Source organism: Mycolicibacterium aurum, from assembly GCF_900637195.1.
In the GTDB taxonomy this organism is placed as follows: domain Bacteria; phylum Actinomycetota; class Actinomycetes; order Mycobacteriales; family Mycobacteriaceae; genus Mycobacterium; species Mycobacterium aurum.
The window spans coordinates 3,987,453-4,010,703 of sequence record NZ_LR134356.1; the positions used below are offsets into that span (position 1 = coordinate 3,987,453).

General features: G+C 66.8%; 21 protein-coding genes and 1 pseudogene. 8 read left to right on the top strand and 14 right to left on the bottom strand.

All coding sequences use genetic code 11. From position 1 onward, the window contains the following. Window positions 1–37 precede the first annotated feature (37 nt). Both EL337_RS18570 and EL337_RS18575 read right to left on the bottom strand, forming a co-directional pair. Window positions 38–1,306 (bottom strand): saccharopine dehydrogenase family protein, encoded by a 1,269-nt coding sequence (locus tag EL337_RS18570; RefSeq protein WP_048633181.1) that lies wholly within the window; start codon window positions 1,304–1,306, stop codon window positions 38–40. A gap of 11 nt (window positions 1,307–1,317) precedes the next feature. Continuing rightward, a complete protein-coding gene (locus EL337_RS18575) occupies window positions 1,318–3,306 on the bottom strand; it encodes a S9 family peptidase (protein WP_048633180.1) in 1,989 nt (662 codons plus the stop codon). 177 nt (window positions 3,307–3,483) lie between these two features. Here EL337_RS18575 and EL337_RS18580 point away from each other — a divergent pair, with 177 nt between their 5' ends. The 3 genes and pseudogenes from EL337_RS18580 (at window position 3,484) to EL337_RS18590 (ending at window position 6,433) form a co-directional block, all read left to right on the top strand. Next, on the top strand, window positions 3,484–4,821 hold the full coding sequence (locus tag EL337_RS18580) for an ammonium transporter (protein ID WP_048633179.1): 1,338 nt from the start codon (window positions 3,484–3,486) through the stop codon (window positions 4,819–4,821). After that, window positions 4,822–5,040 (top strand): hypothetical protein, encoded by a 219-nt coding sequence (locus EL337_RS18585; RefSeq protein ID WP_048633178.1) that lies wholly within the window; start codon window positions 4,822–4,824, stop codon window positions 5,038–5,040. A gap of 139 nt (window positions 5,041–5,179) precedes the next feature. Beyond that, window positions 5,180–6,433: pseudogene (locus EL337_RS18590) on the top strand (IS30 family transposase). A 46-nt stretch (window positions 6,434–6,479) separates the two neighbouring features. On the opposite strand, the gene EL337_RS18595 reads toward EL337_RS18590, so the two are convergent. Genes EL337_RS18595 through EL337_RS18605 form a run of 3 tightly spaced genes read right to left on the bottom strand, consistent with a single transcriptional unit; the run spans window position 6,480 to window position 8,940 of the window. Further along, entirely contained in the window at window positions 6,480–7,457 is a 978-nt protein-coding gene (locus EL337_RS18595; protein WP_048632121.1) for a heme-dependent oxidative N-demethylase family protein, read from the bottom strand. Continuing rightward, window positions 7,454–8,401, bottom strand: coding sequence for a PDR/VanB family oxidoreductase (locus EL337_RS18600; protein ID WP_048632120.1), 948 nt, complete (start codon window positions 8,399–8,401; stop codon window positions 7,454–7,456). The genes EL337_RS18595 and EL337_RS18600 overlap by 4 nt, the downstream gene beginning before the upstream one ends. After that, window positions 8,398–8,940 (bottom strand): dimethylamine monooxygenase subunit DmmA family protein, encoded by a 543-nt coding sequence (locus EL337_RS18605; RefSeq protein WP_048632159.1) that lies wholly within the window; start codon window positions 8,938–8,940, stop codon window positions 8,398–8,400. The genes EL337_RS18600 and EL337_RS18605 overlap by 4 nt, the downstream gene beginning before the upstream one ends. A 120-nt stretch (window positions 8,941–9,060) precedes the next feature. On the opposite strand from EL337_RS18605, the gene EL337_RS18610 reads away from it, so the two are divergent. Continuing rightward, window positions 9,061–10,227, top strand: a complete 1,167-nt coding sequence (locus EL337_RS18610; protein WP_048632119.1) for an FAD-dependent oxidoreductase — start codon at window positions 9,061–9,063, stop codon at window positions 10,225–10,227. 10 nt (window positions 10,228–10,237) lie between these two features. Here EL337_RS18610 and EL337_RS18615 read toward each other — a convergent pair whose 3' ends face one another. From EL337_RS18615 to EL337_RS18645, 7 genes are all read right to left on the bottom strand, one after another. Continuing rightward, complete coding sequence (locus EL337_RS18615) at window positions 10,238–10,744, bottom strand: transglycosylase family protein (RefSeq protein WP_048632118.1); 507 nt, start codon at window positions 10,742–10,744, stop codon at window positions 10,238–10,240. 236 nt (window positions 10,745–10,980) lie between these two features. Continuing rightward, window positions 10,981–11,316, bottom strand: coding sequence for a transglycosylase family protein (locus tag EL337_RS18620; RefSeq protein WP_048632117.1), 336 nt, complete (start codon window positions 11,314–11,316; stop codon window positions 10,981–10,983). Window positions 11,317–12,347: 1,031 nt separating this feature from the next. After that, complete coding sequence (gene mobA / locus EL337_RS18625) at window positions 12,348–12,950, bottom strand: molybdenum cofactor guanylyltransferase (RefSeq protein ID WP_083443052.1); 603 nt, start codon at window positions 12,948–12,950, stop codon at window positions 12,348–12,350. 31 nt (window positions 12,951–12,981) lie between these two features. Then, the gene (locus EL337_RS18630; protein ID WP_048632115.1) at window positions 12,982–14,073 is read right to left on the bottom strand and encodes a 2-oxoacid:ferredoxin oxidoreductase subunit beta; all 1,092 of its coding nucleotides are present in this window, start codon (window positions 14,071–14,073) and stop codon (window positions 12,982–12,984) included. 67 nt (window positions 14,074–14,140) lie between these two features. After that, the gene (locus tag EL337_RS18635) at window positions 14,141–16,126 is read right to left on the bottom strand and encodes a 2-oxoacid:acceptor oxidoreductase subunit alpha (protein ID WP_370737145.1); all 1,986 of its coding nucleotides are present in this window, start codon (window positions 16,124–16,126) and stop codon (window positions 14,141–14,143) included. Window positions 16,127–16,419: 293 nt separating this feature from the next. Further along, window positions 16,420–17,244: a PfkB family carbohydrate kinase gene (locus EL337_RS18640; protein WP_048632113.1), complete on the bottom strand. Its 825-nt coding sequence runs from the start codon at window positions 17,242–17,244 to the stop codon at window positions 16,420–16,422. Window positions 17,245–17,357: 113 nt separating this feature from the next. Next, window positions 17,358–18,362 carry a LacI family DNA-binding transcriptional regulator gene (locus tag EL337_RS18645; protein WP_048632112.1) on the bottom strand — a complete coding sequence of 335 codons (1,005 nt, stop codon included), beginning with the start codon at window positions 18,360–18,362 and terminating at the stop codon, window positions 17,358–17,360. Window positions 18,363–18,442: 80 nt separating this feature from the next. On the opposite strand from EL337_RS18645, the gene EL337_RS18650 reads away from it, so the two are divergent. From EL337_RS18650 to EL337_RS18665, 4 genes are read left to right on the top strand one after another with little or no spacing between them, the layout of a single operon-like run. Further along, window positions 18,443–19,621, top strand: coding sequence for a phytanoyl-CoA dioxygenase family protein (locus EL337_RS18650; protein ID WP_048632111.1), 1,179 nt, complete (start codon window positions 18,443–18,445; stop codon window positions 19,619–19,621). Next, window positions 19,618–20,631: a Gfo/Idh/MocA family protein gene (locus EL337_RS18655; protein ID WP_048632110.1), complete on the top strand. Its 1,014-nt coding sequence runs from the start codon at window positions 19,618–19,620 to the stop codon at window positions 20,629–20,631. The genes EL337_RS18650 and EL337_RS18655 overlap by 4 nt, the downstream gene beginning before the upstream one ends. Continuing rightward, a complete protein-coding gene (locus EL337_RS18660; RefSeq protein ID WP_048632109.1) occupies window positions 20,628–21,497 on the top strand; it encodes a sugar phosphate isomerase/epimerase family protein in 870 nt (289 codons plus the stop codon). Before EL337_RS18655 ends, EL337_RS18660 begins: the two co-directional genes overlap by 4 nt. Then, the gene (locus tag EL337_RS18665) at window positions 21,494–22,456 is read left to right on the top strand and encodes a Gfo/Idh/MocA family protein (RefSeq protein WP_048632108.1); all 963 of its coding nucleotides are present in this window, start codon (window positions 21,494–21,496) and stop codon (window positions 22,454–22,456) included. Before EL337_RS18660 ends, EL337_RS18665 begins: the two co-directional genes overlap by 4 nt. A 6-nt stretch (window positions 22,457–22,462) precedes the next feature. Here EL337_RS18665 and EL337_RS28765 read toward each other — a convergent pair whose 3' ends face one another. After that, entirely contained in the window at window positions 22,463–22,609 is a 147-nt protein-coding gene (locus EL337_RS28765) for a hypothetical protein (RefSeq protein WP_157866314.1), read from the bottom strand. Window positions 22,610–22,716: 107 nt separating this feature from the next. Further along, window positions 22,717–23,190, bottom strand: coding sequence for an SRPBCC family protein (locus tag EL337_RS18670; protein ID WP_048632107.1), 474 nt, complete (start codon window positions 23,188–23,190; stop codon window positions 22,717–22,719). Window positions 23,191–23,251: the final 61 nt, after the last annotated feature.

The following is a 23,251-nucleotide window of genomic DNA, read 5'->3' on the forward strand; positions in this document are numbered from 1 at the left end:
CAGTAAGCCTGCGCGACATACCCCGGGCCCGGTTCGGTCAGTTCAGCCGTGACACATCCAGCGCAACCCCGGCGGCGGGGAAACGGGCCAGCAGCGCATCGCCCATCGCCGCGGCCGGCGTCAGGATTCCGCGCAGGTCAGAGAGCTTGTCGCGGTCCAGCGCGAGTGCAAGGCCGCTCTCGCCGAGCAGGACCGAGGTCGCCTTGTAGCCGGGGTCGCCCTGCTGCGACATCCTGGCCAGGTAGCGGGTGCCGTCCGACGTCTTGGTGTAGGTCTCTACCGTGTAGTGGCCGCGTTCCCGGGACTGCTCGCTGGGCCCGGTGCCCGGCTTGGGCAGGACCCGCTCCAGTGCGGCGCGGGGCACCCGGTTGATGTAGCGGCTGCCGAGTTCCATCGTCGCGACGTTGCCCACCGTCGCCATGGCCGCGATGAGGGGTGCGCCGACGGAACGGCCGAGACTCATCTGCTCTGCATACTCGAAACGCTTGCCGTAGGCGTATTCCAGCAGTGCGTTGGTGCGCCTCACGATGCGGGTGTTGGGGATGGCCATCGGAAACGCGCCGACCCAGTAGCCGTTCAGTTCGGGGGCGATGTCGCGGCCGCGCCGCCACCGCGCGTCGGGCTGGGCGCCGAGTTCGGGTTCGGCGACGCGGTCGGGGCTCAGCGTGTACGGATCGTTGATCAGCTGGCGGCCCTCGGGATCGGTGGAGGCCTCCCGTGCCAGTTCCACCATCGACGCGATGGTGCCGCCCGACGCCCCTCCGGCGAAGGTGCGTACCACGAAGTTGGTGTCGCCGAGCTGCCCGGCGCCGTCCCGCTCGGCCTGTCGGAACAGGGCGAAGACGCTGAGATCAGAAGGGATGGAGTCGAATCCGCAGGCATGCACGATGCGGGCGCCTGTGTCGACGGCCTGCTTGTGGTAGAGGTCGATGGCCTTGCGGACGAAGAGCGTCTCACCGGTCAGGTCGGCGTAGTCGGTACCCGCCGCCGCACACGCAGCCACCAGCGGGAGGCCGTAGCGCAGGTACGGGCCGACCGTCGTGACGACGACGCGGGTGCGCGCCGCCAGCGCGTTGATGGTCGACGGTTGCGACGCGTCGGCGACGATCAATGGCCAGTCCTGTGCCGCCTCCGGCAACGACTCGCGCACCGCCAACAGCCGATCGGTGGAGCGGCCGGCCAGCGCGATCCGCGCGCCGGAGCCCGCCACGGCCAGGTACTGGGCGGTCAGTTTCCCGACGAACCCGCTGGCGCCGTAGAGGACGATGTCGTACTCCCGGTCGTGTGCTCCCACATCTGCGCTCATGTTCGCCGACGCTACCCGAGCGCCTCCGGCAGCTCGGCGTCCTGGCCGAGCACGTGATCGGCCAGGAAAGCCAGCACCACCTGATACCAGATCTTGGCGTGCGAGGGACTGAGCACCCAGTGATTCTCTGACGGAAAGTAGAGAAAGCGGTGCTCGGTGGTTCCGTCCTCGGCGGCGGGAAGACCCGAGCGACTCAGCAGCTCGTACCAGAGCCGCAGGCCCTCCCCGATCGGCACGCGGTAGTCCTTGTCTCCGTGGATCACCAGCATCGGCGTGGAGATCTGGGAGACGAACAGGTGCGGCGAGTTCGCGGCCGACATCTCCGGCGTCATCTCCCTGGCCCACCAGTACGCACCGTCGGTGGTCCCACCGAACTGGTCGAGCGCCCAGAGGCTGGCGTGGGTGACGATCGCGGCGAAGCGGTCGGTATGTCCGGCGATCCAGTTGGCCATGTATCCGCCGAACGACCCTCCCATCGCCGCGGTGCGCGTCTCGTCAACCCGGGGATGGGCGCAGGCGGCGTCGACGGCCGCCATCAGGTCGGTGTAGGGAGCGAATCCCCAAGACCCCCAACCTCGTTGGATGAAGTCCTGGCCGTACCCGGTCGACAGGGCCGGATCGGGCAGCATTACCGCGTAGCCCTTGGCGACCATCACCCACGGATTCCACCGCCAGTGCCAGGCATTCCAGCTCGCCAGCGGACCGCCGTGGATCCACAGCAACAGCGGGGCAGGCTCCGACCCGGGTGGGAGGGCGAGCCACGACCGGATCTGCTGTCCGTCGTCCGCTACCGCGGTCACCTCGGTCAGCGTGCCGGGGATGGCGGGCGCAGGCACGCACGGCAGTTCGTGCACCGATCCGTCGGCGTCGATGCGGACCGGGTGCGCGGGTGTGACGTACGAGCTGCGCAACGCGAAGACCGCACCATCCGGGGCCGAATGCACGTCGGTGTAGGTGAAGTCGTCCGCGACGAGCGGGTGCACCGCGCCGGAGCTTGGGTCAACCGTGAAGATCGGACCGCGACCGTGGTCATCAGCGGTCACGATCAGCGACGCACCGTCGGCCGTCCAGGCCACCGACGTCGGCCACCGGTCCCACTCACCGGTCAACTCCACGGGCTCCTCCCCGAACCGCAACACGCACAGGGTGATTCGCGGCGCAGCGTGGGGGGTGGAGATCGTCTCACGGGTGTATGCGACTGAGCGCCCGTCGGGTGCTATCGCCGGATGGCCCACATCGGCGGCCGGATCGTCGACGATCGTGGACCGCTGCCCGGTCGCCACCTCGATGCGCACCAGCGTGGTGCGGCGGCTCGCGCCGGGTGCCGGCACCTGCCAGGTGGTGACGACGAAGGCCCCGTCGCGGCTGACATCGACGTGTGCATCACGCAGTCCGTCCCCGGGGCTCGGGGTCAGGTCATGCGGTGCGGCGTCGCCGACGCTGAACAGATGTCCCTGCGCCGGGCCGAGGTCGTGATCCCAGTGGCGCACGGGGTATCCGGCGTGCAATACCGCCGAGACCTTGTTGTCCTTGCGTAGCGTCCGCAGCCGGCCGTCCTGCTCGACGCCGGTGGCCGAGGGCAGCAGTGACGAGACGGCCACCGTCGTCGCACCGGCCGACACCACGCCGTCGACTCCGCCGGGTAGCTCCGCGACGACGTGCGCCTCCCCGCCTGATACCGGCAGGCACCAGAGTGACTGCGGCGGCGCGTCGTCGTCGGGAGTCGGCCGCACCGCGAGGAAGAGCAGATCGCCGTCGGCGGTGAACTCCGGGGACGATTCCCCCTTGGCGCCGTGGGTAAGTCGGCGGGCAGGCTGTCGCCCCGCGGGGTCCAGCTCCCACAGCGCTCCGACGAATGCGGTGTGCTTGTCGTCGAGGCATGACACCGTGGTGACGAGGCGAGAACCGTCGGGTGACACCGCGAGTCCGGACACCCGGGGCAGCGACATGAAGTCGTCGAGATCGTGAAACGGAGACGACGTCGCGGCGTGATCACTCATGCGCACTTCGTAACACACTGCCCGAGACGACTTCACGTGGAATTAACGCGCCTTGACAGGTGGGACACATTCACACAGTTAGCGTCAAGCTTCGTACACCATCAGTACCTCGAGAACACTACGAATAAACCCCGTGTTCTCGTGTAGCCACCCGAAACCCCACCGGCGGAGGTCCCCTTGACACCCGAAGTCGAGGACGCGCTTGCGTCCATGGCCGCAGTCAACAACGAGTTCTTCTATTGGATGTCCATCGCACTGATGATGCTCATCCACGCGGGCTTCCTCGCCTACGAGATCGGCGCATCCCGGTCGAAGAACGTGCTCGCGACCGCGATGAAGAACCTGCTGGCGTTCGCCACCATCGTCGCGTCCTTCTTCTTCGTCGGCTGGTTCCTCTACAACGCGATGCCCAGCGGCTTCCTCGAGTTCAGCGACGCGGCCAAAGCTGCGCTGCCGTGGAGCGACAACATGGGGCCCAACACCGACGACCCCGCCAGCGGCATCTTCTGGGGCGCCTTCGCCCTGTTCGCGGCCACCACCGGCTCGATCATGTCGGGCGCTGTGCTGGAACGCATCCGGACCAGCGGCTTCCTGATCCTGACGGTCTTCGTCGGTTCGGTCGTGTGGATCATCGGGGCAGCGTGGGGGTGGCACGGCGCCGGATGGATGTTGACCAAGCTCGGCTTCCACGACGTGGGCGCGGCGGGGTGCGTGCACATGATCGCCGGTTTCGCCGCTCTGGGCATCCTGATCAACCTCGGCCCGAGGATCGGCCGGTTCCTGCCCGATGGCACCGCCGTGACCATCCGGCCGCACAACCTTCCGCTGACCATGCTCGGCCTGTTCCTGATCTTCACCGGCTTCTTCGGCTTCCTGATGGGCTGCGTGATCTACGGCCCCACCGGCTACGCGACGATCTACGGAAGCCCGACGACGTTGAGCGCGTTCGCCTTCAACACCCTGATGGGCATGGTCGGCGGAATCATCGGCGCATACGTCATGTCGCGCGGTGAACCGTTCTGGACCATCTCCGGCGGCCTGGCCGGTGTGATCGCCGTCGCGGCAGGCATGGATCTCTACCACCCCGCACTCACCTTTGTCATCGCACTCGTCGGCGGCGGTCTGGTGCCGTTCATCGGCAAGCTGCTCGACAAGATGAAGATCGACGACGTGGTGGGCGCGGTCGCGGTGCACGCAGGTATGGGTTTGTACTCGGTGATCATGGCCGGCGTATTCCTCGCGGGATACCCGAATACCGATGGGAACCCGTCGATCTCGTTCTGGGGTCAGCTCGTCGGCGCCGTCGTGTTCGCCGCGCTGGGGTTCTTCCCGACCTACCTGCTGTCGCTGTTGCTGAAGAAGGCCGGACTGCTCCGAATCCCGCCGGAGGTCGAGGAGCAGGGCCTGGATCTGTCCGAGGTGCCGGCCACGCCGTACCCGGAGGGTATTCCGGTGACCGCGATGCGCTCCAGCAGCGGCACCGCAGTCCTGGTCGCCGGTGAGGAGGTGAAATAAATGTTCAGCCCGATCGACAGCTACGACGTACCTGGCGTCGTCTTCACGTTCGGCGGGAACTCGTTGGGCACCTGGCTGTTCTTCATCCTCGCAGTCGTGCTCTTCGTGGGATTCTTCGTCCGGATGATCCAGCACGAGAACCACGCCTACAAGGCGATCATCGAACACACCCCCGTTGAGAAGGGACCGGCCGCCGAAGGCGAACCACCGGCATACTGACAATCCCCGTGAACGCGAAATCGCCCGGATCCGAAAGGATCCGGGCGATTTTTCGCATTGCGCCGAATGTACGGTTTCTGACGGATTCTGGGTTTTGGCTTCTAGGGGTGTTTGCAACAGTTCCTAGTTAGGGGCTGTGATGCGTCCGTCTCCGGTGAGGTCTGTTGTTGATGAGTTTTGGCGGCTGATAGGTCAGGGTTTGTCGCCGCGGGAAGCCGGTGTGGCTGTCGGCGTGTCTGCTAGTGCTGGGCACGGTTGGTTTGCTGCCGTGGGTGGCGTGAAACCACACCAGGTGCGACCAGGGCCGCGCCGGCGACCGCGGTTGAGTTTTGAAGAACGCGAAGAGATCGCGTTAGGGGTGGCCGCCGGGGATCCAGTACGTGACATCGCGCGGCGGCTGGGACGAGCGCCGTCGACGATCTCGCGGGAGATCAAGAACAACAGCGTGATCGGCCGCAATCACTACCGGCCGCAGTATCGATTCGGTGCCCCGTGGCGTGGTGGACCAGAACGGAAGCCGCGCTACCGGGCCACGGTGGCACAGTCGAAAAGCCAACGCCGGGCGCGTCGACCCAAGACGGGTGTGCTGGCCGGCAGCGACCGACTGCGCACCGAGGTACAGACTCGGTTAGAAGAGTTCCACAGCCCCGCTCAGATCGCCGCCGGGCTGCGGCGCGATTTTCCCGACGATCCGGAGATGTGGGTGTCTGCCGAAACCATCTACAAGGCCCTTTACCTGCAGGGCAGGGGCGGTTTACGTCGTGAGTTGCACACCTGCCTGCGCACCGGGCGGGCGTTGCGCACACCGCGTCGGCGCAGCGGTGAGCGCCGCGGTCGTATCCCGAACATGATCAACATCAGCGAGCGCCCGCCCGAGGTGGCCGATCGTGCCGTGCCTGGGCATTGGGAGGGCGATCTCATCATGGGCAGCACCAAGTCCGGATCTGCCATCGGCACTCTGGTGGAACGCACGACACGCTTCACGATGCTGCTGCATCTGCCTCATGGCCACGGTGCTGAAGCGGTCCAGTAGGCGATCGTGGCCAAAATGGCGACGCTGCCGCAGATCTTGCGTCAAACGCTAACTTGGGACCAGGGCAAGGAGATGTCTAACCACATCCAGATCGCCGCAGCGACCGAGCTCGATATCTACTTCTGCGACCCGCACTCGCCCTGGCAGCGCGGAACCAACGAGAACACCAATGGACTATTGCGTCAGTGGTTTGCCAAAGGCACTGACTTATCGGTGTTTCCGGCCGACTATCTCGACGTCGTGGCATCCAAACTCAACCGGCGGCCCCGCCAGACGCTGGGCTGGAAAACACCCGCCGAAGCCCTCGACGAACTACTGTCCAACCCGTTCAACCCACCCACTGTTGCAACCACCGCTTGAGACCGCCGGTTTAGATCCGTCAGAAACCGTGCATTCGGCGACTGGATCAGCCGGCGTTACGTAGCCAGTCCACCGCGCGGTCGCGGTAGGCGATGATGCCCTTGTAGTCGGCCATGTCGTCGGGCAGTTCGGTGAGCACCTCGATGGCCCGCTCCCGCCATGGGCCGAAGGTCGCAATGTCGGCGAGCGGCAACATGTAGGTCCGGATCAAAAAGCAGATCGCCCCTGACTCGGGCAGCCGGATCAGATGCTGGACCTCGACCCGCAGATGCACCAGGCGACCGAACTCCGCGTCGGGCACTGTCTGGATCATCGTCCGGTCGGGACCCCATTCGTGGTACCGCTCGGTCGAGACATCAAGACGGCGACCGACTGTCATCGACCAGTTGGTGCGCCGGTAGCTCTCACCCGGTTGGAGACGCATCAGGAACTCGCGGGCCCGGGTGATCACACCCGTCTCCCGCAGCCTCGGGACAGGACCGTGGATCTCCAGGAACGTCATGCCGACGTCGAACCCGAACGACCAGTCGGCGGCGAACGTCACCACACCGGCATCGCCGAACAGGTCACCGTCGCGCTGGTCGAGCAGCACGATGTCCTCCTGAACCTGTCCGGCGATGTAGGCCAAGGGTTCGGCAGGCAGCGTCGACTCGTCACCGATCACGAAATCCTGTGTGATATCCAGCCGGTCGTTGCGCCAGCGCCAGCCGCTGCCGTGCCGCTCGAGCGACATGGTGTCGGGGTAGGACGATGCCAGCTCCCGCATCAGGGTGAGCATCACGTCCCAGCAGGCCGGCCGCATGTGCGGCAGCACGGCGTAGCGGGTCGCGTCGGCGGCCAGGATGTCGGCACGTTCGGCGAGTTCTGTTTCGTACTCGCTGTCGATGTCGACGACACGCTCCCCCCACCGACCCGCCGGGGTGTGCACCGACGAACCGGCGGGCTCGACGTTGGTGCTGTAACGGTAGGTGTCCGCGACGAACGGGAACGGAAAGGTCTCGATCAGATCGGGCGCGGATATCACAGGGCCAGCTCCAAGGTCTCTCCGTGCGCACGGGATACGCACGCCATCAACGCGTCCCCGGCACTTTTCTCATCGTCGGACAGGTACAGGTCGCGGTGAGTGATCGTTCCCGCCGACACCGGGATGCGACATTCCCCGCAGACGCCGCGCCGGCACAGATTGGGAACAGCGACGCCACGGCTCTCCAGGGCTTCCAGCAGCGAGACCCCGGAGTCGACGGTGAAGCATTCACCGGTTGAACTGACCTGCACCGAGAACGGCTCACCGGGATCGAGTGCGTCGGATCCGAAGTGTTCGACGTGAATTCGACTTCCGGGCCAGCCGAGCACGGTGGCCGTGGCGGCGACGAACTCGATGAAGGCCTCGGGCCCACAGATGTAGAGGTGGGTGCCGAACGGCTGATCGGCCAGGGTGGACGACAACTCACTGGCGAAATCCGCTCGGCGGGTGTGGATGGACGCGTGGTCGGTGAGACCGCGGACGGTGTCGACGTACGCGTCGCGCCCCTGCCGGTGGATGTAGAGCAGCCGCGCGTCTCGCCCCCACAGTCGGGCGCTGCGCAGATGCGACACCATCGGGGTGATGCCGATACCCGCAGCCACCAGAAGGTGTCTGCGCGCGCGCAGGATCGGTGCGAACGCGCTGCGGGGTGCCCGCGCGACCACGGTGTCTCCCACCGCGAGTTCGTCGTGGATCCACCGGGAGCCACTGGGCGCACCCACCGCGTCGCCGGTACGACGGAGCACCGAGATGACATACGCGGCAGGGGCGATCGCGTCCCCGGTCAGCGAATAGGCATTGGCGGTGCCGCCGCACTCCACCACAAGATGGCTGCCGGGGGTGAAGGACGGCAGTGGTGTGTCATCGACATGGGTGAGCGTCAAGGTTCGGATGCCCTCGACCGTGTCGTCGATATCGGCGACGGTCAGTTTGAGAGAGGTCACGACGCCTCCTGCCCCTCAGCGTCCACCATGAAGCCGAGATGGAGGCCTTGCCGCCGCGAAACGTGGTAGTAGACAAAGAGTTTGCGTCCGCACCCGGCGCACGGCACCACGTCTTCGAGCTGGATCGCCCCGCTGGTCACGGCCCGGCAGTGCGCGCAGTGCACGGCCCGCTGCCCCACATCGGTCGATGCGACGGTCATCTCGTCGTCGGCGACGCCCGCGTCCACCGCGTCGGCCCGCAGTCGCAGGCAGGCACTGGCCGGGCCTGCCATCATCAGCCGCCACCCGACCCGCGCTTCGGCGAGATCGGCTCGCAGTGCGGCGCGCGCCTGCTCGTCCCCGCCGTCGTCGACGGCGTGCACCCGCAGGCCCGATTCGCGCCCGGTGGCGGCGATCTCGGCGGTCCACGCCCGGGCGACCTCGGCGCCGGCGTCGCCGAAAGCGACAACGGTCCAGTACCGGCCGGACGTATCGGCCGGCGGGCGGGTCGGGGCGGTGGCCCAGGCGGGCACGCTTGTCAGCTCGAGGGCAGGTTTCATCGACACCTTCCGGGTACACCAGCGGTTGACACGGTTGCCCTTCAGGAAACCAGTCCTGCGTTTCGTCCGTGTGACTTGGCTGTCTCGTCCACTTGACGGCCTCACCGATAGGGTCGCTGCATGTCAGCGCACATCACCGTGATCGGCGCGGGCATCGCCGGACTGGCGACCGCTGTGGCACTGAGGCGCAGCGGGCACGACGTGTCCGTGGTCGAACAGCGCAGCGCCCCCGCGTCCGGCGCGGGAATCAGCATCTGGCCGAACGCGTTGGCGGCGCTCGACGAGATCGGACTGGGTGACAGCGTCCGCCAGGCCGGCGGGCGGGTGACCGGCGGCGCGATCCGCTGGCGCGACGGTACGTGGCTGCGCCGCCCCTCCGCTCAGCGGATCGTCGCCGCGCTCGGGGAACCACTGGTCGTGGTGCGCCGGTCGGTGCTGACCGACATTCTGCGGGCAGCGCTGCCGCCGGAAACGCTGCAGACCGGTGTGGCCGCGACGTCCGTCGCCGTCGGCGAGTCCTCCGTCGTGGTGGCTCTGTCCGACGGGCGGACGGCAGAAGTGGACGCCGTCGTCGGGGCGGACGGGGTCAACTCGATGGTGGCGCGCACCCTCAACGGGCCGCTGCGCAGTCGCTACGCCGGATACACCGCGTGGAGAGGGGTGGCGGCGTGTGCGTTGGATCCCGAATTGGCCGGCGAGACCATGGCCGCCGGCGCCGAGGTGGGCCACGTGCCGCTCGGTCCCGACCACACCTACTGGTTCGCCACCGAACGCACCCCGGAAGGGGCCGCGTCGCCGCAGGGCGAGCACGCGTATCTCACGACCAGGTTGGCCGACTGGGCCGACCCGATCCCCGAGCTGTTGGCCGCGACGGATCCAGCCGATCTGCTGCGCAACGACCTCTACGACCGAGCCCAGCCGAAGCACTGGTCGCACGGGCGAGCGGTCATCGTCGGCGACGCGGCGCACCCGATGCGCCCCCATCTGGGGCAGGGCGGGTGCCAGGGCCTGGAGGATGCCGCGATTCTCGCCCGGTTCGTCGACCTGGCGCCGGATCTGCCGACCGCATTCGAGCGGTTCGGCGCGTACCGGAGACGACGGGTCCGCCCGCTCGTGCGAGAGTCTGCGACCATCGGACGGGTCGTCAACCTGCGTCCGGCATTCCTCAGCGGCCTCGCCAGTCGCTCGACCGCACTGATCCCCGAGTCGCTGGTGACCTGGCACCTGGCGTCGATCGCAGCCCGTTCGGCTTTCGTTCTACCCACCGCGCAGGATCTCGCGGGCTGACGGCGTCAGCTCAGCGCGCGGACCGCGGCGTGAGGAATGCGGTGCACATCTTGCGCAGGTCGACGAAGCCGCCGAACGCGGAGGTGGGCAGGTTCGCGCAGCCGCTGGCCGTCGCGGTGGCCGGGGTCGAGACGGGGGCCTGCGCCACGGGAGCCTGAGTGCCCCACACCTGGGCGGCCATGCCCTTGGCGCCGCACTTCGGCCACGCCTTGAGGCCCTGCGTGCGCAGCACGTTCTCGGCCACACGGATCTGCTCGTGCCGCGGCGCGGCCGCCGGGCTCCCGACACCGCCGTTGGAGGCCCAGGTCGCCGGCTTGAACTGCAGGCCGCCGTAGTGACCGTTGCCCGTGTTGATCGACCAGTTGCCGCCCGATTCACACTGCGCGATGGCGTCCCAGTTGACGGAATCGGCGTGTGCGGTGGCGGACGTACCGTCCATCGCCATCGGCACGACGGCGAGAGCACCGGAAATGGCGGCGGCCATCAAACCCTTGCTGACAATCTTGCGAACGTTCATCTCTGCGGTCCTTCCCCGACCGTTATGACTCAAAGGCCCGCAGGTGAAGCGTTGCGTTTCCACGCTGCGGCTACCTGCACTGTCGGGTGATGCGCATCACCTGTTACCGAAGAGGCGAAAGTTTTAGTCGTTACTTAACTGACGTAAGAGGCCTCTGAGAGAAATGGGGTTCACTGTGCCGAAAAACGAAAAGGCGGTATCGGCTGAGCCGATACCGCCTTTTCCATGTCTGTGCGTCAGCCGCGTCCACCGCAGGTCGGCCACGCGCCGATACCCTGCGACTGCAGGACGTTCTCGGCCACGCGGATCTGCTCCTCGCGGCTGGCCGCGTGCGGCGATCCGGCGCCACCGTTGGACTGCCAGGTGCCCATCGTGAACTGCAGGCCGCCGTAGTAGCCATTGCCCGTGTTGATCGACCAGTTACCGCCCGACTCACAGGCGGCCACAGCATCCCAGTTGACGCTGTCCGCATTCGCAGTTCCGGCCGCCAGTCCAGTGATCGCAGCCATCGGAGCCACTGCAAGCGCTCCGGCGATGGTGGCCAGCCCAAACGTTGTGCGGATGTTCTTCAACTTCAGTCCTTTCGCCTAGCGCGCACCACTGACACCCGCATGGACACAGAGATGTCCCACGGGCTCAAAGCCTGAATTCAGGCGGATTCATCGGGTCGTGCCGTCTCGGTCGGGCACGACAGGGGAGGTCGCTGAGAACCTGGCCGGATCCATCGATCCGGCGGCCGCGGGCAGCCGATAGCCGCCCCAACCCCACCTCACACGCTGGTTCGTGATTGTTGAGTTATTTGCTCCGTAAGAAGCTGTTAGGGACCGTACAAACCGATTTGGACAAAGTCATATCGGATTCTCAGGTGCGCCGCACAGATCACGGAATGATCACAAGTCGCTCAGTGCGGCGTTATAGCAGGTCACCGCAAAGTTTGACGGCGCAGTCGACGGACCATCCCCTTACTGCGGCAGTGAGTCAAATCACGGCGATTTTGTGAGCTGGACCACCCGCAGCACGCCGCCACAGGTCGCGGTGCAGCGCGAAATCGCCTCGGCAGCGCCACAACCCCGTCGGAAGGGCACATCCGACACCTGGCAGGTTCGCTACGGCCGGCCTGCGGCAGCCACATCAAAAGAGTTTTAGGGCAACACTTTTCGCCGCGCCTGTCGGTCATCGTGGGCGCGACATCACGTCGCGGAGAGCTCGACGGTCATCGCATACTCTCAATAATCCATCTGTTGCAACGCTTTTGATGGACCATCGGCCGATGGTCAGTCACCCGAGCGCCTCCCGCGCCGGAACCCTAAGGCAACTTCGACGGTCCGGCCTCCAACGTTGCGTGAGTTCTCCGAAACGGAGGAGTTGTCAGCCGAATGCCGGACGCTGCATCGTCATCCGCGCCGAGAGAAGATCGTGCCATCTCCGGGGGGCGGCATCAGATCTGCTGCCGCACAGGCGACTTGGCATCGGAGCGCGGAGCGCAGGTCGGGGGCTGAGAATTTGTTCTCGTCCGCTAATCACAATCACACAACGGCATGAATTCAAGTCGTCGGATGGCAATAAGCGCCCTGGGAAAAGATCGATATCCGACACGAATTTGCTATGCCAATCGCGGGGGCTGCACTGCCTCGAGGTCGGTGGGGGTGTTGACGTTCGCAAGCGCGGGCTGCTCGGGAAGCACGATGCGCTGGGTTTCGACGGCTTGGGCCAGCGCCCGCATGCTGCGGTGGCCAGCCTGAAGCAGCTCGGTGATGACGCCGTGCAGCGAGGTGCGGTAGATCCCGGCCAGATAATGGGTGCGACCGTCCCACGGCAGCACCACGTCGGCGCTGAGCCGTTGGGCCGGGTCGGCAAGCAGGTCGATCACCTCGGTGGTGAGCGCAGGCATGTCCACCGCACAGACGAAGGCGTACTCGCGACCCGCTTCTGCCGCGGCCCGCAGACCTCTGCCGGTGGCCAGCAGCGGCCCGACCCCGCGGATCTCGTCACGAAGCACCACGGCGTCGAGATCCGGAAGGGCCTGGCCGGGTGCGGCGATCACGAAGACGGGTTGGCAGCGGGCACTGATCACCGACACCACCCGCTCGACCAATGTGGGAGATCCAGGAGCGCCGTCGTACGGAAGGGTGGCCTTGTCCCTACCCATGCGCCTGGAGGCGCCACCTGCGAGTACGACAGCGGCCAGCGGGAGCGAAGACGTCACACCGTGACGTTAGCGCAGCAGCTATCGGCAGTCAGCTAGTCGATTCAGCGACGTTCCAGGTGTCCTTACCGCGCAGCAGCGACTGCAGCGCGGCGGTGTCGTGGGCCTTCGCTTCGCGCGCCGCCGTGATCTGTGCACGCGCGGCATCGTCGTACGTGGGCTTGCTGACCTGACGGAAGATGCCCATGACCATGTGGTCCAGGTTCTGCTCTGACAGCCGGGACAGTGCGAACGCGTAGGCAGGGTCCTCGACCGTGGCGTCGTGCACCACGATCTCGTCGGCCGACACATCGGCGGTCTTGGCGGCTTCGAGCCCGAACCCGGACTTGACCACGCAGTATTCGCCGTCGGCGCCGAACGTGATCGGCTCACCGTGGCGGACGTTGATCAAGCGCTCCTCGGCACCCTCCTTGCGGAGGGCGTCGAACGATCCGTCGTTGAAGATCGGGCAGTCCTGCATGATCTCGACGAGCGCCGCGCCGCGGTGCTGGGCGGCTCCGCGCAGCACCTCGGAAAGGCCCTTGCGGTCGGAGTCCAGCGCGCGGCCCACGAACGTCGCCTCGGCGCCCAGGGCCAGCGAGACCGGGTTGAACGGGTAGTCCAACGACCCCATCGGGGTGGACTTGGTGACCTTGCCGGTCTCCGACGTCGGCGAGTACTGCCCCTTGGTCAGGCCGTAGATCCTGTTGTTGAACAGCAGGATCGTGATGTTGATGTTGCGTCGGAGCGCGTGGATCAGGTGGTTGCCGCCGATCGACAGTGCGTCCCCGTCACCGGTGACGACCCAGACCGACAGGTCCTCGCGGGCCAGCGCCAGACCGGTCGCGATGGTCGGTGCGCGGCCGTGGATCGAATGGAAACCGTAGGTCTCCAGGTAGTACGGGAAACGGCTGGAGCAGCCGATACCGCTGACGAACGCGATGTTCTCGCGGCGCAGCCCCAACTCGGGCAGGAAGTTGCGAATGGTGTTGAGGATGACGTAGTCCCCGCAGCCGGGGCACCAGCGGACCTCTTGGTCGCTGGTGAAATCCTTCGCCTTCTGCGGTTGGTCGGTCGTCGGGACCAGGCTCATCTTGGTCGACGCGGCCGTCAGACCCAGGTCATTGCCGATCACATCTGTCATGCGCGATCCGCCTTCGCTACTCGCTTGGTCGTCATGCGGCGATCCGCCTTCGCTACTCGCTTGGTCGTCATGCGTTCACTCCCACCGTCTCATCGCTTGCCGGGGCCTCGATGGTGGCCGCAGCCAGCCGGGCGAACTTGGCTTTTTCGAGTTCCTTCTCGCTGAGCGTGCCGTCGAGCGCGGATTCGATGATGCCCTCGACCTCGTCGGCGAGGAAGGCCATGCCTTCCACCTTGGTCACCGACTGGATGTCGACGAGGAACTTCCCGCGCAGCAGCAGAGCAAGCTGTCCGAGGTTCATCTCCGGCAGGACGACGTTGGGATAGCGGTTCAGTACGTCGCCGAGGTTGGCCGGTAACGGGTTGAGGTTGCGCAGTTGCGCGTGGGCGACGTTGATGCCCTTGTGACGTGCCCGCCGGCAGGCTTCGCCGATGGGGCCGTAGCTGCTACCCCAGCCCAGCAGCAGTAGCTCGGCCTCGCCGCTGGGATCGTCGACCTCCAGGTCGGGCACCTTGATGCCGGACACCTTCTCCTGACGCAGCCGAACCATCAGGTCGTGATTCTTGGGCTCGTAGGAGATGTTGCCCGAACCGTTGGCGGACTCGAGGCCACCGATCCGGTGCTCGAGCCCCGGCGTGCCGGGGATCGCGAACTGGCGTGCCAGCGTCTCCGGATCGCGTGCGTACGGCGCGAACGGCTCGCCGGTCTTCGCGAAGGTGTGCTTGATCGGTGGGTAGGTGCTGACGTCAGGGATCTGCCAGGGTTCGGAACCGTTGGCGATGGCGCCGTCGGACAGGATGACCACCGGCGTGTGGTACTTGATCGCGATACGCGCGGCCTCGACGGCGACGTCGAAGCAGTCCGACGGCGACCGCGGGGCGATCACCGCAACCGGAGACTCGCCGTTGCGGCCGAACAACACCTGCAGCAGGTCAGCCTGCTCGGTCTTGGTCGGCAGACCGGTTGACGGCCCGCCGCGCTGCACATCGACGACGATCAGCGGTAGCTCGGTCATCACAGCCAGTCCGATCGCCTCGGACTTCAGCGAGATACCGGGCCCCGACGTGCTGGTGATCCCCAGCGAGCCACCGTAGGACGCACCGATCGCCGCGCCGATGCCCGCAATCTCGTCTTCGGCCTGGAAGGTCATCACGTTGAAGTGCTTGTACTTGGACAGCTCGTGGAGGATGTCGGACGCCGGGGTGATCGGGTAAGTACCGAGCACGATCTGGACATCACCGAGATGCCCCGCGGCCACGAGTCCGTAGGACAGGGCGGTGTTGCCGGAGATCTGCCGGTACTCGCCGGTCTTGAGCTTCGCGGGAGCCACCTCGTAGGTGGTGGCGAACGCCTCGGTGGTCTCGCCGTAGTTCCAGCCGGCCTTGAGCGCGAGCACGTTGGCTTCGGCGACGTCGGGCTTGCGGGCGAACTTCTCACGGATGAACGACTCGCTGTGCTCGAGCTCGCGCCCGTACATCCAGGACAGCAGGCCGAGGGCGAACATGTTCTTGGCGCGCTGGCCGTCTTTCTTGGTCGCGCCGATGGCCTCGACCGCGCCCAACGTCAGCGTCGTCATCGCAACCGGCTGCACGACATAGTCGGACAGCTCGTCGTTCTCCAGCGGATTGGCGTCATAGCCGACCTTGGCCAGGTTGCGCTTGGTGAACTCGTCAGAGTTGGCGATGATCAGGCCGCCACGGGGCAGATCCGACACGTTGGCCTTCAGCGCGGCGGGGTTCATGGCGACGAGCACGTCGGGCCGGTCTCCCGCGGTCAAGATGTCGTAGTCGGCGATCTGGATCTGGAACGACGACACACCGGGCAGCGTGCCCTGTGGCGCGCGGATCTCGGCGGGGTAATTCGGTTGCGTCGCAAGATCATTGCCGAAGAGCGCGGCTTCGGTGGTGAAACGGTCGCCGGTGAGCTGCATGCCGTCGCCGGAGTCGCCGGCGAACCGGATGACGACCTTCTCGAGCTTCTGCCGGGGCGCGGCATCCGTCACGGCTTCGTCGCCATTGATACTGCCGTCAGAACCCACGACCCTGCCTCTCACGTCCGGTCAAGCTGTGCCGCCACGAGTCGCCGTGTGATGCCGCGACGAGCATGCCGCACCGACACGTAGTGGCTACCCAAATGTTTCTGTCACTGGGAGTACCGATTATTGCACTGCTCTTAGGCAGCACGAAAAAGGGCGCACTGGTTACCCGCAAGTTAACTTGGAGCGAAACCACAGCTCAAGACCGCCGCGACGCGCCCAAGTGCAAGATATTGTGGTCTTGGTCACTTTCTGGAGAATGTCATTCTCTAAGACTCAGGGTTGTTCGCCGGCCGGCACCCTCCGCGACGTCAGGCGAGTTGGGCGGACGCCACCCGACGCCGGTTCTCCAGCTCCTCCGCGACGAGCTTGCTCGCCTGTTCGGCCGCCCGGCGCGGTTCGGCGCCTGCCGCGCGATTGGCGACGTAGCAGGCGGTGAACATATCGCCGGCACCGGTGGTCTGCACGTCCAGGACGCGCCACGCGGCGGGTACGCGGGTGACAGTGCCTTCGGTGTAGATGTCGCAGCCCTCCGACCCGTAGGTCACCACGATCTCGGGGACCCCGAGGCGCTCGGCGACCGCAGCGTCGAATGGACCGTCGGCCACGACGACGGCCTCGTCCTCCGCCAGCTTGAGGACGTCTAAGTGCAGCAGTAGATCGGGGGGGAAATGCCGGTCTTCGACCAGCGGTCCCAGGCGATCGGCCCGCACCAGGCCCTGCCCGTCGTAGGCGACGCGATGTCCGCGCGCGGACAGTAACGCCAGCGTCTCGGCCGGAAAGTCCGTGCGCAACAGCGGGGCGAGATGCACCCACGTGGTGTCGGGGTCGGCGGCCTCCACCTCGGCGGCGCCCCAGACCGGTCCGATCGCATCAACCGCCATGTGGCGGTGGTCGACGTCGTCGTAGTCCAACCGGAATGCACTCGTGCGATCCGACGGGAGCACCTCGACCAGACCGTTGAACCGTTCGCGCAGCGCGTCGAACAGCACGTGGTCGCGCTCGGCGCCCATGCCCACGATGCGGCCCGTGGCACCTGAGGCTTCGAGCGCCACACCCGCGAAGGAGGCGCACCCACCCGGGCTCCTCGGCCCACCGTTGATGATGTCGATCGCCAGGTTGCCCAGGACGGTCACCCCGTTGACAAGCTGTCGCGACACCGATCGATCTCCTGGAATTGGTCGGCGCGTTCTCGACACCGTGAGGGGCAAATGGTAGCGAGGATTCCTGTGATTCGACGATTCCGCGGTCAGATCGGGACGTTGTACGGCGTGATCACCTGAATTGGGACCGGTCTGACCGGCTCGACGGGCAACGCCCCGCGCTCCTGCAGAATCAACCGCAGCGCCAGGCGCGCGTCGGCGCGTAGATCGTTGTGCAGTACCGCCGAGATCCGGCCGTCGCGCAGCAGCCGCACGTTGTCGGCGTCGAGATCGTGGGCGACGAACACCTTGCAGGCGCGTCCGATCCTGTCGAATGCGGCGACGGTTGCCACGTTGCCGCCGCCCACCGAGTAGACCGCCTCGACTCCGGGATTGGCTTCGAGCGCCTCCAGCACCAGACGCTCGTTGGTCGCGTCGATGCCGTCGCTGCCGCTGACCTCGACAACGGATCGACCCGACGCGCGCAACGCCGAACGGAATCCGACCTCGCGCTCCCCCTCGCCACGAAACACGGTGCGGCTCAGCGTGATCAACACACCGGAAGGGGAACTGCCGAGCCATTGCTGCACCAGGTAGGCCGCCGTCACGCCGGCGCCGTGGTTGTCGATGCCGACATAGCCACACCGCGAACTTGCCGGCACGTCCGTCGCATACGTCACCACGGGGACCCCGGTGTCGACGAGACGGTCGATCGCCTCGGCGACCACCGGGTCGTCCTGGGCCTTGAGCACCACGCCGTGACTGCCGCGCAGACGCGAGAGGGCCTCGACCATCTGCGCCGTCGAGCCCGACTCCCAGAGATGGAACCGGGCCCGCACCATCGCCGGCGCGAACGCCGGCAGTTCGGCCTCGACGGCGGCGCGGAACGCATCCGAGAAACGCGTCGGGGTCTGCATGACGACGTCGATCAGATAGCGGCGCCCGTTCAGACGTAGTTGAGCCCGCTGTTTGTCCAGGTCGGCGATCGCCTGATTGACCTCGGCCACGGTGTTTTCCCGCACCCCGGGCCGGTTGTTCAGGACGCGATCGACCGTCGCCTCGCTGAGCCCCGACTGCTGCGCGATCTCGCGCACCTTGTAGCGGTGTGGCACTCGGGGCGCCTTCCTCGTGAGGTGTTTTTGATGGTTTTCTGCCGTTGATTGCGGTGCCGATCACAGCAAGACTAGCGGCCATGGCAACACCAAACCGGACAGCGGGCCGCACCTCGCCTGGGCAGTGGCTCGACGAGTCCGACTTCGACCTGCAGGCCTTCCGCGCCGAGGTCGAATGCACAACCGAACTCGCCGACTACCCGTATGCAGACGACGTGCGCGGCAACGTCGTCGTCTACTCCGCACTCACTGTGACGCAGGCCGAGGATCGGCGCGCAGTGCAGGCGGAGCTGATCCGCGCGCTGGCCGACGGCCCCGGCGTCGTCGTGTTCACCCAGGCGTTCGGCACCGCCGTCGTCGACCGTGCCAGCGCGGCGTTCTTCGCGATCATCGAGGCGCAGCGCGCGGCAGGCCAGGCGGCCGGCGACCACTTCGGCAAGCCCGGCGCCAACGACCGGATCTGGAACGCCGCGCAGAAACTGGCCCTGCACGACCCCGAGGTGTTCGCCGAGTACTACGCCAGCGACGCGCTCGCGCTGGTCTGCCAGGCGTGGCTGGGACCGCGGTACCAGGTCACCTCGCAGGTCAACGTCGTCAATCCCGGTGGGCAGGCTCAGGTTCCGCATCGCGACTACCACCTCGGCTTCGTCCCCGACGATCATCTCGCGGCCTACCCGGCACACCTGCACCGAACCTCTGCGGTGCTGACCCTGCAGGGCGCCGTCGCCCACTGCGACATGCCGGTCGAGAGTGGCCCCACCATGCTGCTTCCCCATTCGCAGCGGTTCGCGGGCGGATACATCGCGTTCAACCGACCCGAGTTCATCGACTACTTCGCCGCCAACCACGTGCAGTTGTCGTTGCGCAAGGGGGACGCGGTGTTCTTCAACCCCGCGCTGTATCACGGAGCGGGAACCAACTTCTCGAAGGATGTCCGGCGGATCGCGAACCTGATGCAGATCAGCTCTCCGTTCGGGCGGGCCATGGAGGCAATGGACCGCACCGCGATGGTGCGCGCGGTCTATCCGGCGTTGCGGGCGATGCAGGCCGCGGGTCGTTCGCGCCGCGACCTCGACAATGTCGTCGTCGCGACCGCCGAGGGCTATGCGTTTCCGACCAACCTCGACAGCGATCAGCCGATCGGCAGCCTGGCGCCGCCCAGCCAGGTCGACACGGTGCTCGACGCACTGGACAAGAACCTCACCGAGCAGGAACTCGACATCGCACTTCGCGAGCAGAACGAACGGAGAAACCCATGACCACCCTCGGCCTCATCGGCCTCGGCAGGATCGGCGCGTTCCATGCCGAGACGCTGAGCAACCTCGCGCAGGTCTCCGGCCTCGTGATCACCGACGAACGTCCGGACGTCGTCGCGCAGGTTGCCACGAAATACGGTGCGACACCGGTGGACTCGGTAGAAAAGCTGCTGTCCTCGGGTATCGACGGCGTGGTGGTCGCGGCTGCGACGCCGGCGCACGCCGAGCTGACACTGGCAGCGGTCGAGCGCGGCCTGCCGACGTTCTGCGAGAAGCCCATCGCCTCGACGGCGGTCGAGAGCGCGCGTCTCGCCGAACTCATCTCCCGCACCGAGGTTCCCGTGCAGGTGGGCTATCAGCGTCGCTTCGACGCCGCGTTCGCCGCCGCCAAGCAGGCAGTCGACGGCGGGTCGCTGGGCGCGCTGCACACCGTCCGCAGCACGACGATGGACCCCGCTCCCCCGCCGATGGACTACATCAAGGGCTCCGGTGGGATCTTCCGCGACTGCGCCGTGCACGATTTCGACGCGATCCGCTGGGTCACCGGGCAGAACGTGGTCGACGTGTACGCCACCGGCAGCGTCCAGGGCGACCCGCTGTTCACCGAGTACGGCGACGTCGACACCGCGGCCATCGTGGTGCGTTTCGACGGAGGCGCTCTCGGGCTGGTGTCCGCGGCCCGCTACAACGGCCGCGGCTACGACTGCCGCCTGGAGGTGCACGGGTTCGAGGACACCGTCGTCGCGGGATGGGATCAGGGAGTACCGGTACTCAATACCGATCCGGCAACGGATTTCCCCTCGGGCGCGCCGCACCACTTCTTCATGGACCGGTTCACCGAGGCGTTCCGGACCGAGCTGGGTGCGTTCGTCGAACTCGTCAAGGGTGGACCTAACCAGGGCGCGACCGTCGCCGACGCCGTAGAGGTCGCGTGGATCGCCGAGGCAGCCACCGAATCGCTGCGCCGCGGCGCGCCGGTATCGATCGAGTCGGTGAAGGAGATGCAGCAGTGAAGATCGCGGGTGCACCGATTTCCTGGGGTGTGTGCGAGGTTCCCGGCTGGGGTTACCAGCTCAGCTCCGATCGCGTGCTGACCGAGATGCGCGAGGCAGGCCTGACCGCCACCGAACTGGGCCCGGAGGGCTTCCTCCCCACCGACACCGTCGAGCTGGTGGAACTGCTCGACGGTTACGGACTGGCCTGTGTCGGCGGATTCGTCCCGGTGGTGTTGTACAAGGCCGATCACGACCCGGCCGACGACCTCGCCGGACCGTTGGAGTCATTGGTCGCGGCCGGAGCAGGAGTGGTGGTGCTGGCCGCGGCGACCGGTCAGGACGGCTACGACGAACGTCCGGCCCTGGACGAATCACACTGGCACACACTGCTGTCGAACCTCGATCGGCTGGCCGACATCATCGCCGCCCGCGGCCTGACCGCCGTGCTGCACCCGCACGTCGGCACCATGGTGGAGACCCGGCCCGAGGTGGACCGGGTACTGACCGGCTCGCGTATCCCACTGTGCCTGGACACCGGCCATCTGCTCATCGGTGGCACGGATCCGCTGGCGCTGGCGCGGGAGGTGCCCGAGCGGATCAAGCACGCCCACCTCAAGGACGTCAACGCGGCACTGGCCGCCAAGGTGCAGTCCGGCGAGTTGACCTACACCCAGGCGGTGGCGGCCGGGATGTACGTCCCTCTCGGCGCGGGTGACGTCGATATCGCGGGCATCATCAAGGCGTTGGAGGACAACGGTTTCGACGGCTGGTATGTGATGGAGCAGGACAACATCCTGGTGGCCGAACCGCAGGGTGACGGACCCCTGGCCGACGTGCTGGCCAGCGTGGCGTTCCTTCAGGGCGCCGCCAGCGTGGTCTCGTGACCCTGCGCATCGGAGTCCTGGGCGCCTCGCGCATCGCCGAGTCGGCGATCGTCGGGCCGGCGCGGGACCTGGGCCATCGTCTGGTCGTGGTTGCGGCGCGTGATCCGTTGCGGGCGCAGGCTTTCGCCGACAAGTATGGCGTCGAGCGGGTGGCGCCGACCTACCAGGACGTCGTCACCGACCCAGAGGTCGATGTCGTGTACAACCCGCTCGCCAACTCGTTGCACGCACCGTGGAACCTGGCCGCCGTCGAGGCCGGCAAACCGGTGTTGACGGAGAAGCCGTTCGCCCGCAACCGCGACGAGGCCGCGCGCGTCGCGGCCGCCGCCGAAGCCGCCGGCGTGCCGGTGATGGAGGGCTTTCACTATCTGTTCCACCCGGCGACACAGCGGGCGCTGTCCCTGGCCGGTGACGGGACCCTGGGTGAACTGATCCGGGTCGAGGTCCGGATGGGCATGCCCGCGCCGCAGCCCGACGATCCGCGCTGGTCACTGGATCTCGCCGGCGGCGCGCTGATGGACCTGGGCTGCTACGGCCTGCACATCCTGCGCAAGTTCGGCGAGCCGGCCGTCGTCGCGGGCACCGCGGTGCAACGCAGCCCCGGTGTGGACGAGTCGTTCGACGTGGAGGTCGTCTACCCGTCCGGCCTCACCGGGCTGTCCACCAATTCGATGGTGGAGCAGGAGCACTCGTTCACGCTGCGGGTGATCGGCGATCGCGGAGAGGCATTCGTCCACAACTTCATCAAGCCGCACGAGGACGACAGGCTGACCCTGCAGACCCAGGACGGCACCACGGTCGAGCATCACGGCACCCGCACGTCGTACAGCTACCAGCTGGAGGCGTTCGCCGACCTTGTGCTGCGCGGGACGCCGGCACCGCTGGACACCGCGGACGCGGTGGCCAACATGGCGCTGATCGACGACGCCTACCGCGCGGCGGGCATGCAGCCCCGTTAGCTGCTGTCAGGCGTGCTCGGCCTGCCCGGCAGTCGTGCGCCGCTCGTGCCAGCGCAGGCGGAGCAGCAGGAGGTTGCGATGGGCACGCCATCCCGCCGACAGCGGGTCACGCCAGACGGGTGCATGCGCGGAAGGTGCGCGATCACTGTCCATGAATCCATTGTGCCGCGCATACGGCATGCCGGCCCGCCGACAGCGGCACCGACACAATGTCGAGACCATGAACCCTTCGTGACCGGCAGGGCCGGCCCAGATATCGGTCAGTGCACGTCGTAGCGTTCGGCCAGCGACGTCAGCGTGGACTCGATGCCCTCGGCGTTCTTCTTGTCGAAACCGATGAGCTCGATGACGAACGGCACCTTCGCCGTCGAGTAGTCGAACGTCTCGGTGACCTTGGTCGCGCCGGGACCGACCTCGGCGAGTTCCCAGCGCCAGCGATGGCCGAGCGGGTGCTCCCATTCGACCACCCGGTTCTCTTCGACCGCTGTGGCCTTCGAGGTGATCTTGTACGGCAGTCCGTACTGGGTCAACCCGACGGTGAACTTGTCCCCGGTGGTCAGCCGGTGCGGACCTTTGACATCGATGTCGCGGACGGTGCCGGACCCGTCGATCTCAGGGTGCCGGTGTGGGTCGGCGATCAGGTCGAAGAGGTCGGCGATCGGCGCCGAGACCTGCACGCTGCGGCTGACCGTCTTCGGACCGGCATCTTCTGTCTTCACGGTGGAGATACTCATACGGCCCACGTACCCGGAGACCCCGTCGACCAATCGGCCGGCGGGGTCCGCGGAGTCGATG

Excerpts from the sequence above, each read along its gene's own strand:
- EL337_RS18570 (WP_048633181.1), bottom strand. The coding sequence starts at position 1,306 with ATGAGCGCAGATGTGGGAGCACACGACCGGGAGTACGACATCGTCCTC.
- EL337_RS18575 (WP_048633180.1), bottom strand. The coding sequence starts at position 3,306 with ATGAGTGATCACGCCGCGACGTCGTCTCCGTTTCACGATCTCGACGAC.
- EL337_RS18585 (WP_048633178.1), top strand. The coding sequence starts at position 4,822 with ATGTTCAGCCCGATCGACAGCTACGACGTACCTGGCGTCGTCTTCACG.
- EL337_RS18605 (WP_048632159.1), bottom strand. The coding sequence starts at position 8,940 with ATGAAACCTGCCCTCGAGCTGACAAGCGTGCCCGCCTGGGCCACCGCC.
- EL337_RS18610 (WP_048632119.1), top strand. The coding sequence starts at position 9,061 with ATGTCAGCGCACATCACCGTGATCGGCGCGGGCATCGCCGGACTGGCG.
- EL337_RS18615 (WP_048632118.1), bottom strand. The coding sequence starts at position 10,744 with ATGAACGTTCGCAAGATTGTCAGCAAGGGTTTGATGGCCGCCGCCATT.
- EL337_RS18630 (WP_048632115.1), bottom strand. The coding sequence starts at position 14,073 with ATGACAGATGTGATCGGCAATGACCTGGGTCTGACGGCCGCGTCGACC.
- EL337_RS18650 (WP_048632111.1), top strand. The coding sequence starts at position 18,443 with ATGGCAACACCAAACCGGACAGCGGGCCGCACCTCGCCTGGGCAGTGG.
- EL337_RS18655 (WP_048632110.1), top strand. The coding sequence starts at position 19,618 with ATGACCACCCTCGGCCTCATCGGCCTCGGCAGGATCGGCGCGTTCCAT.
- EL337_RS28765 (WP_157866314.1), bottom strand. The coding sequence starts at position 22,609 with ATGGACAGTGATCGCGCACCTTCCGCGCATGCACCCGTCTGGCGTGAC.
- EL337_RS18670 (WP_048632107.1), bottom strand. The coding sequence starts at position 23,190 with ATGAGTATCTCCACCGTGAAGACAGAAGATGCCGGTCCGAAGACGGTC.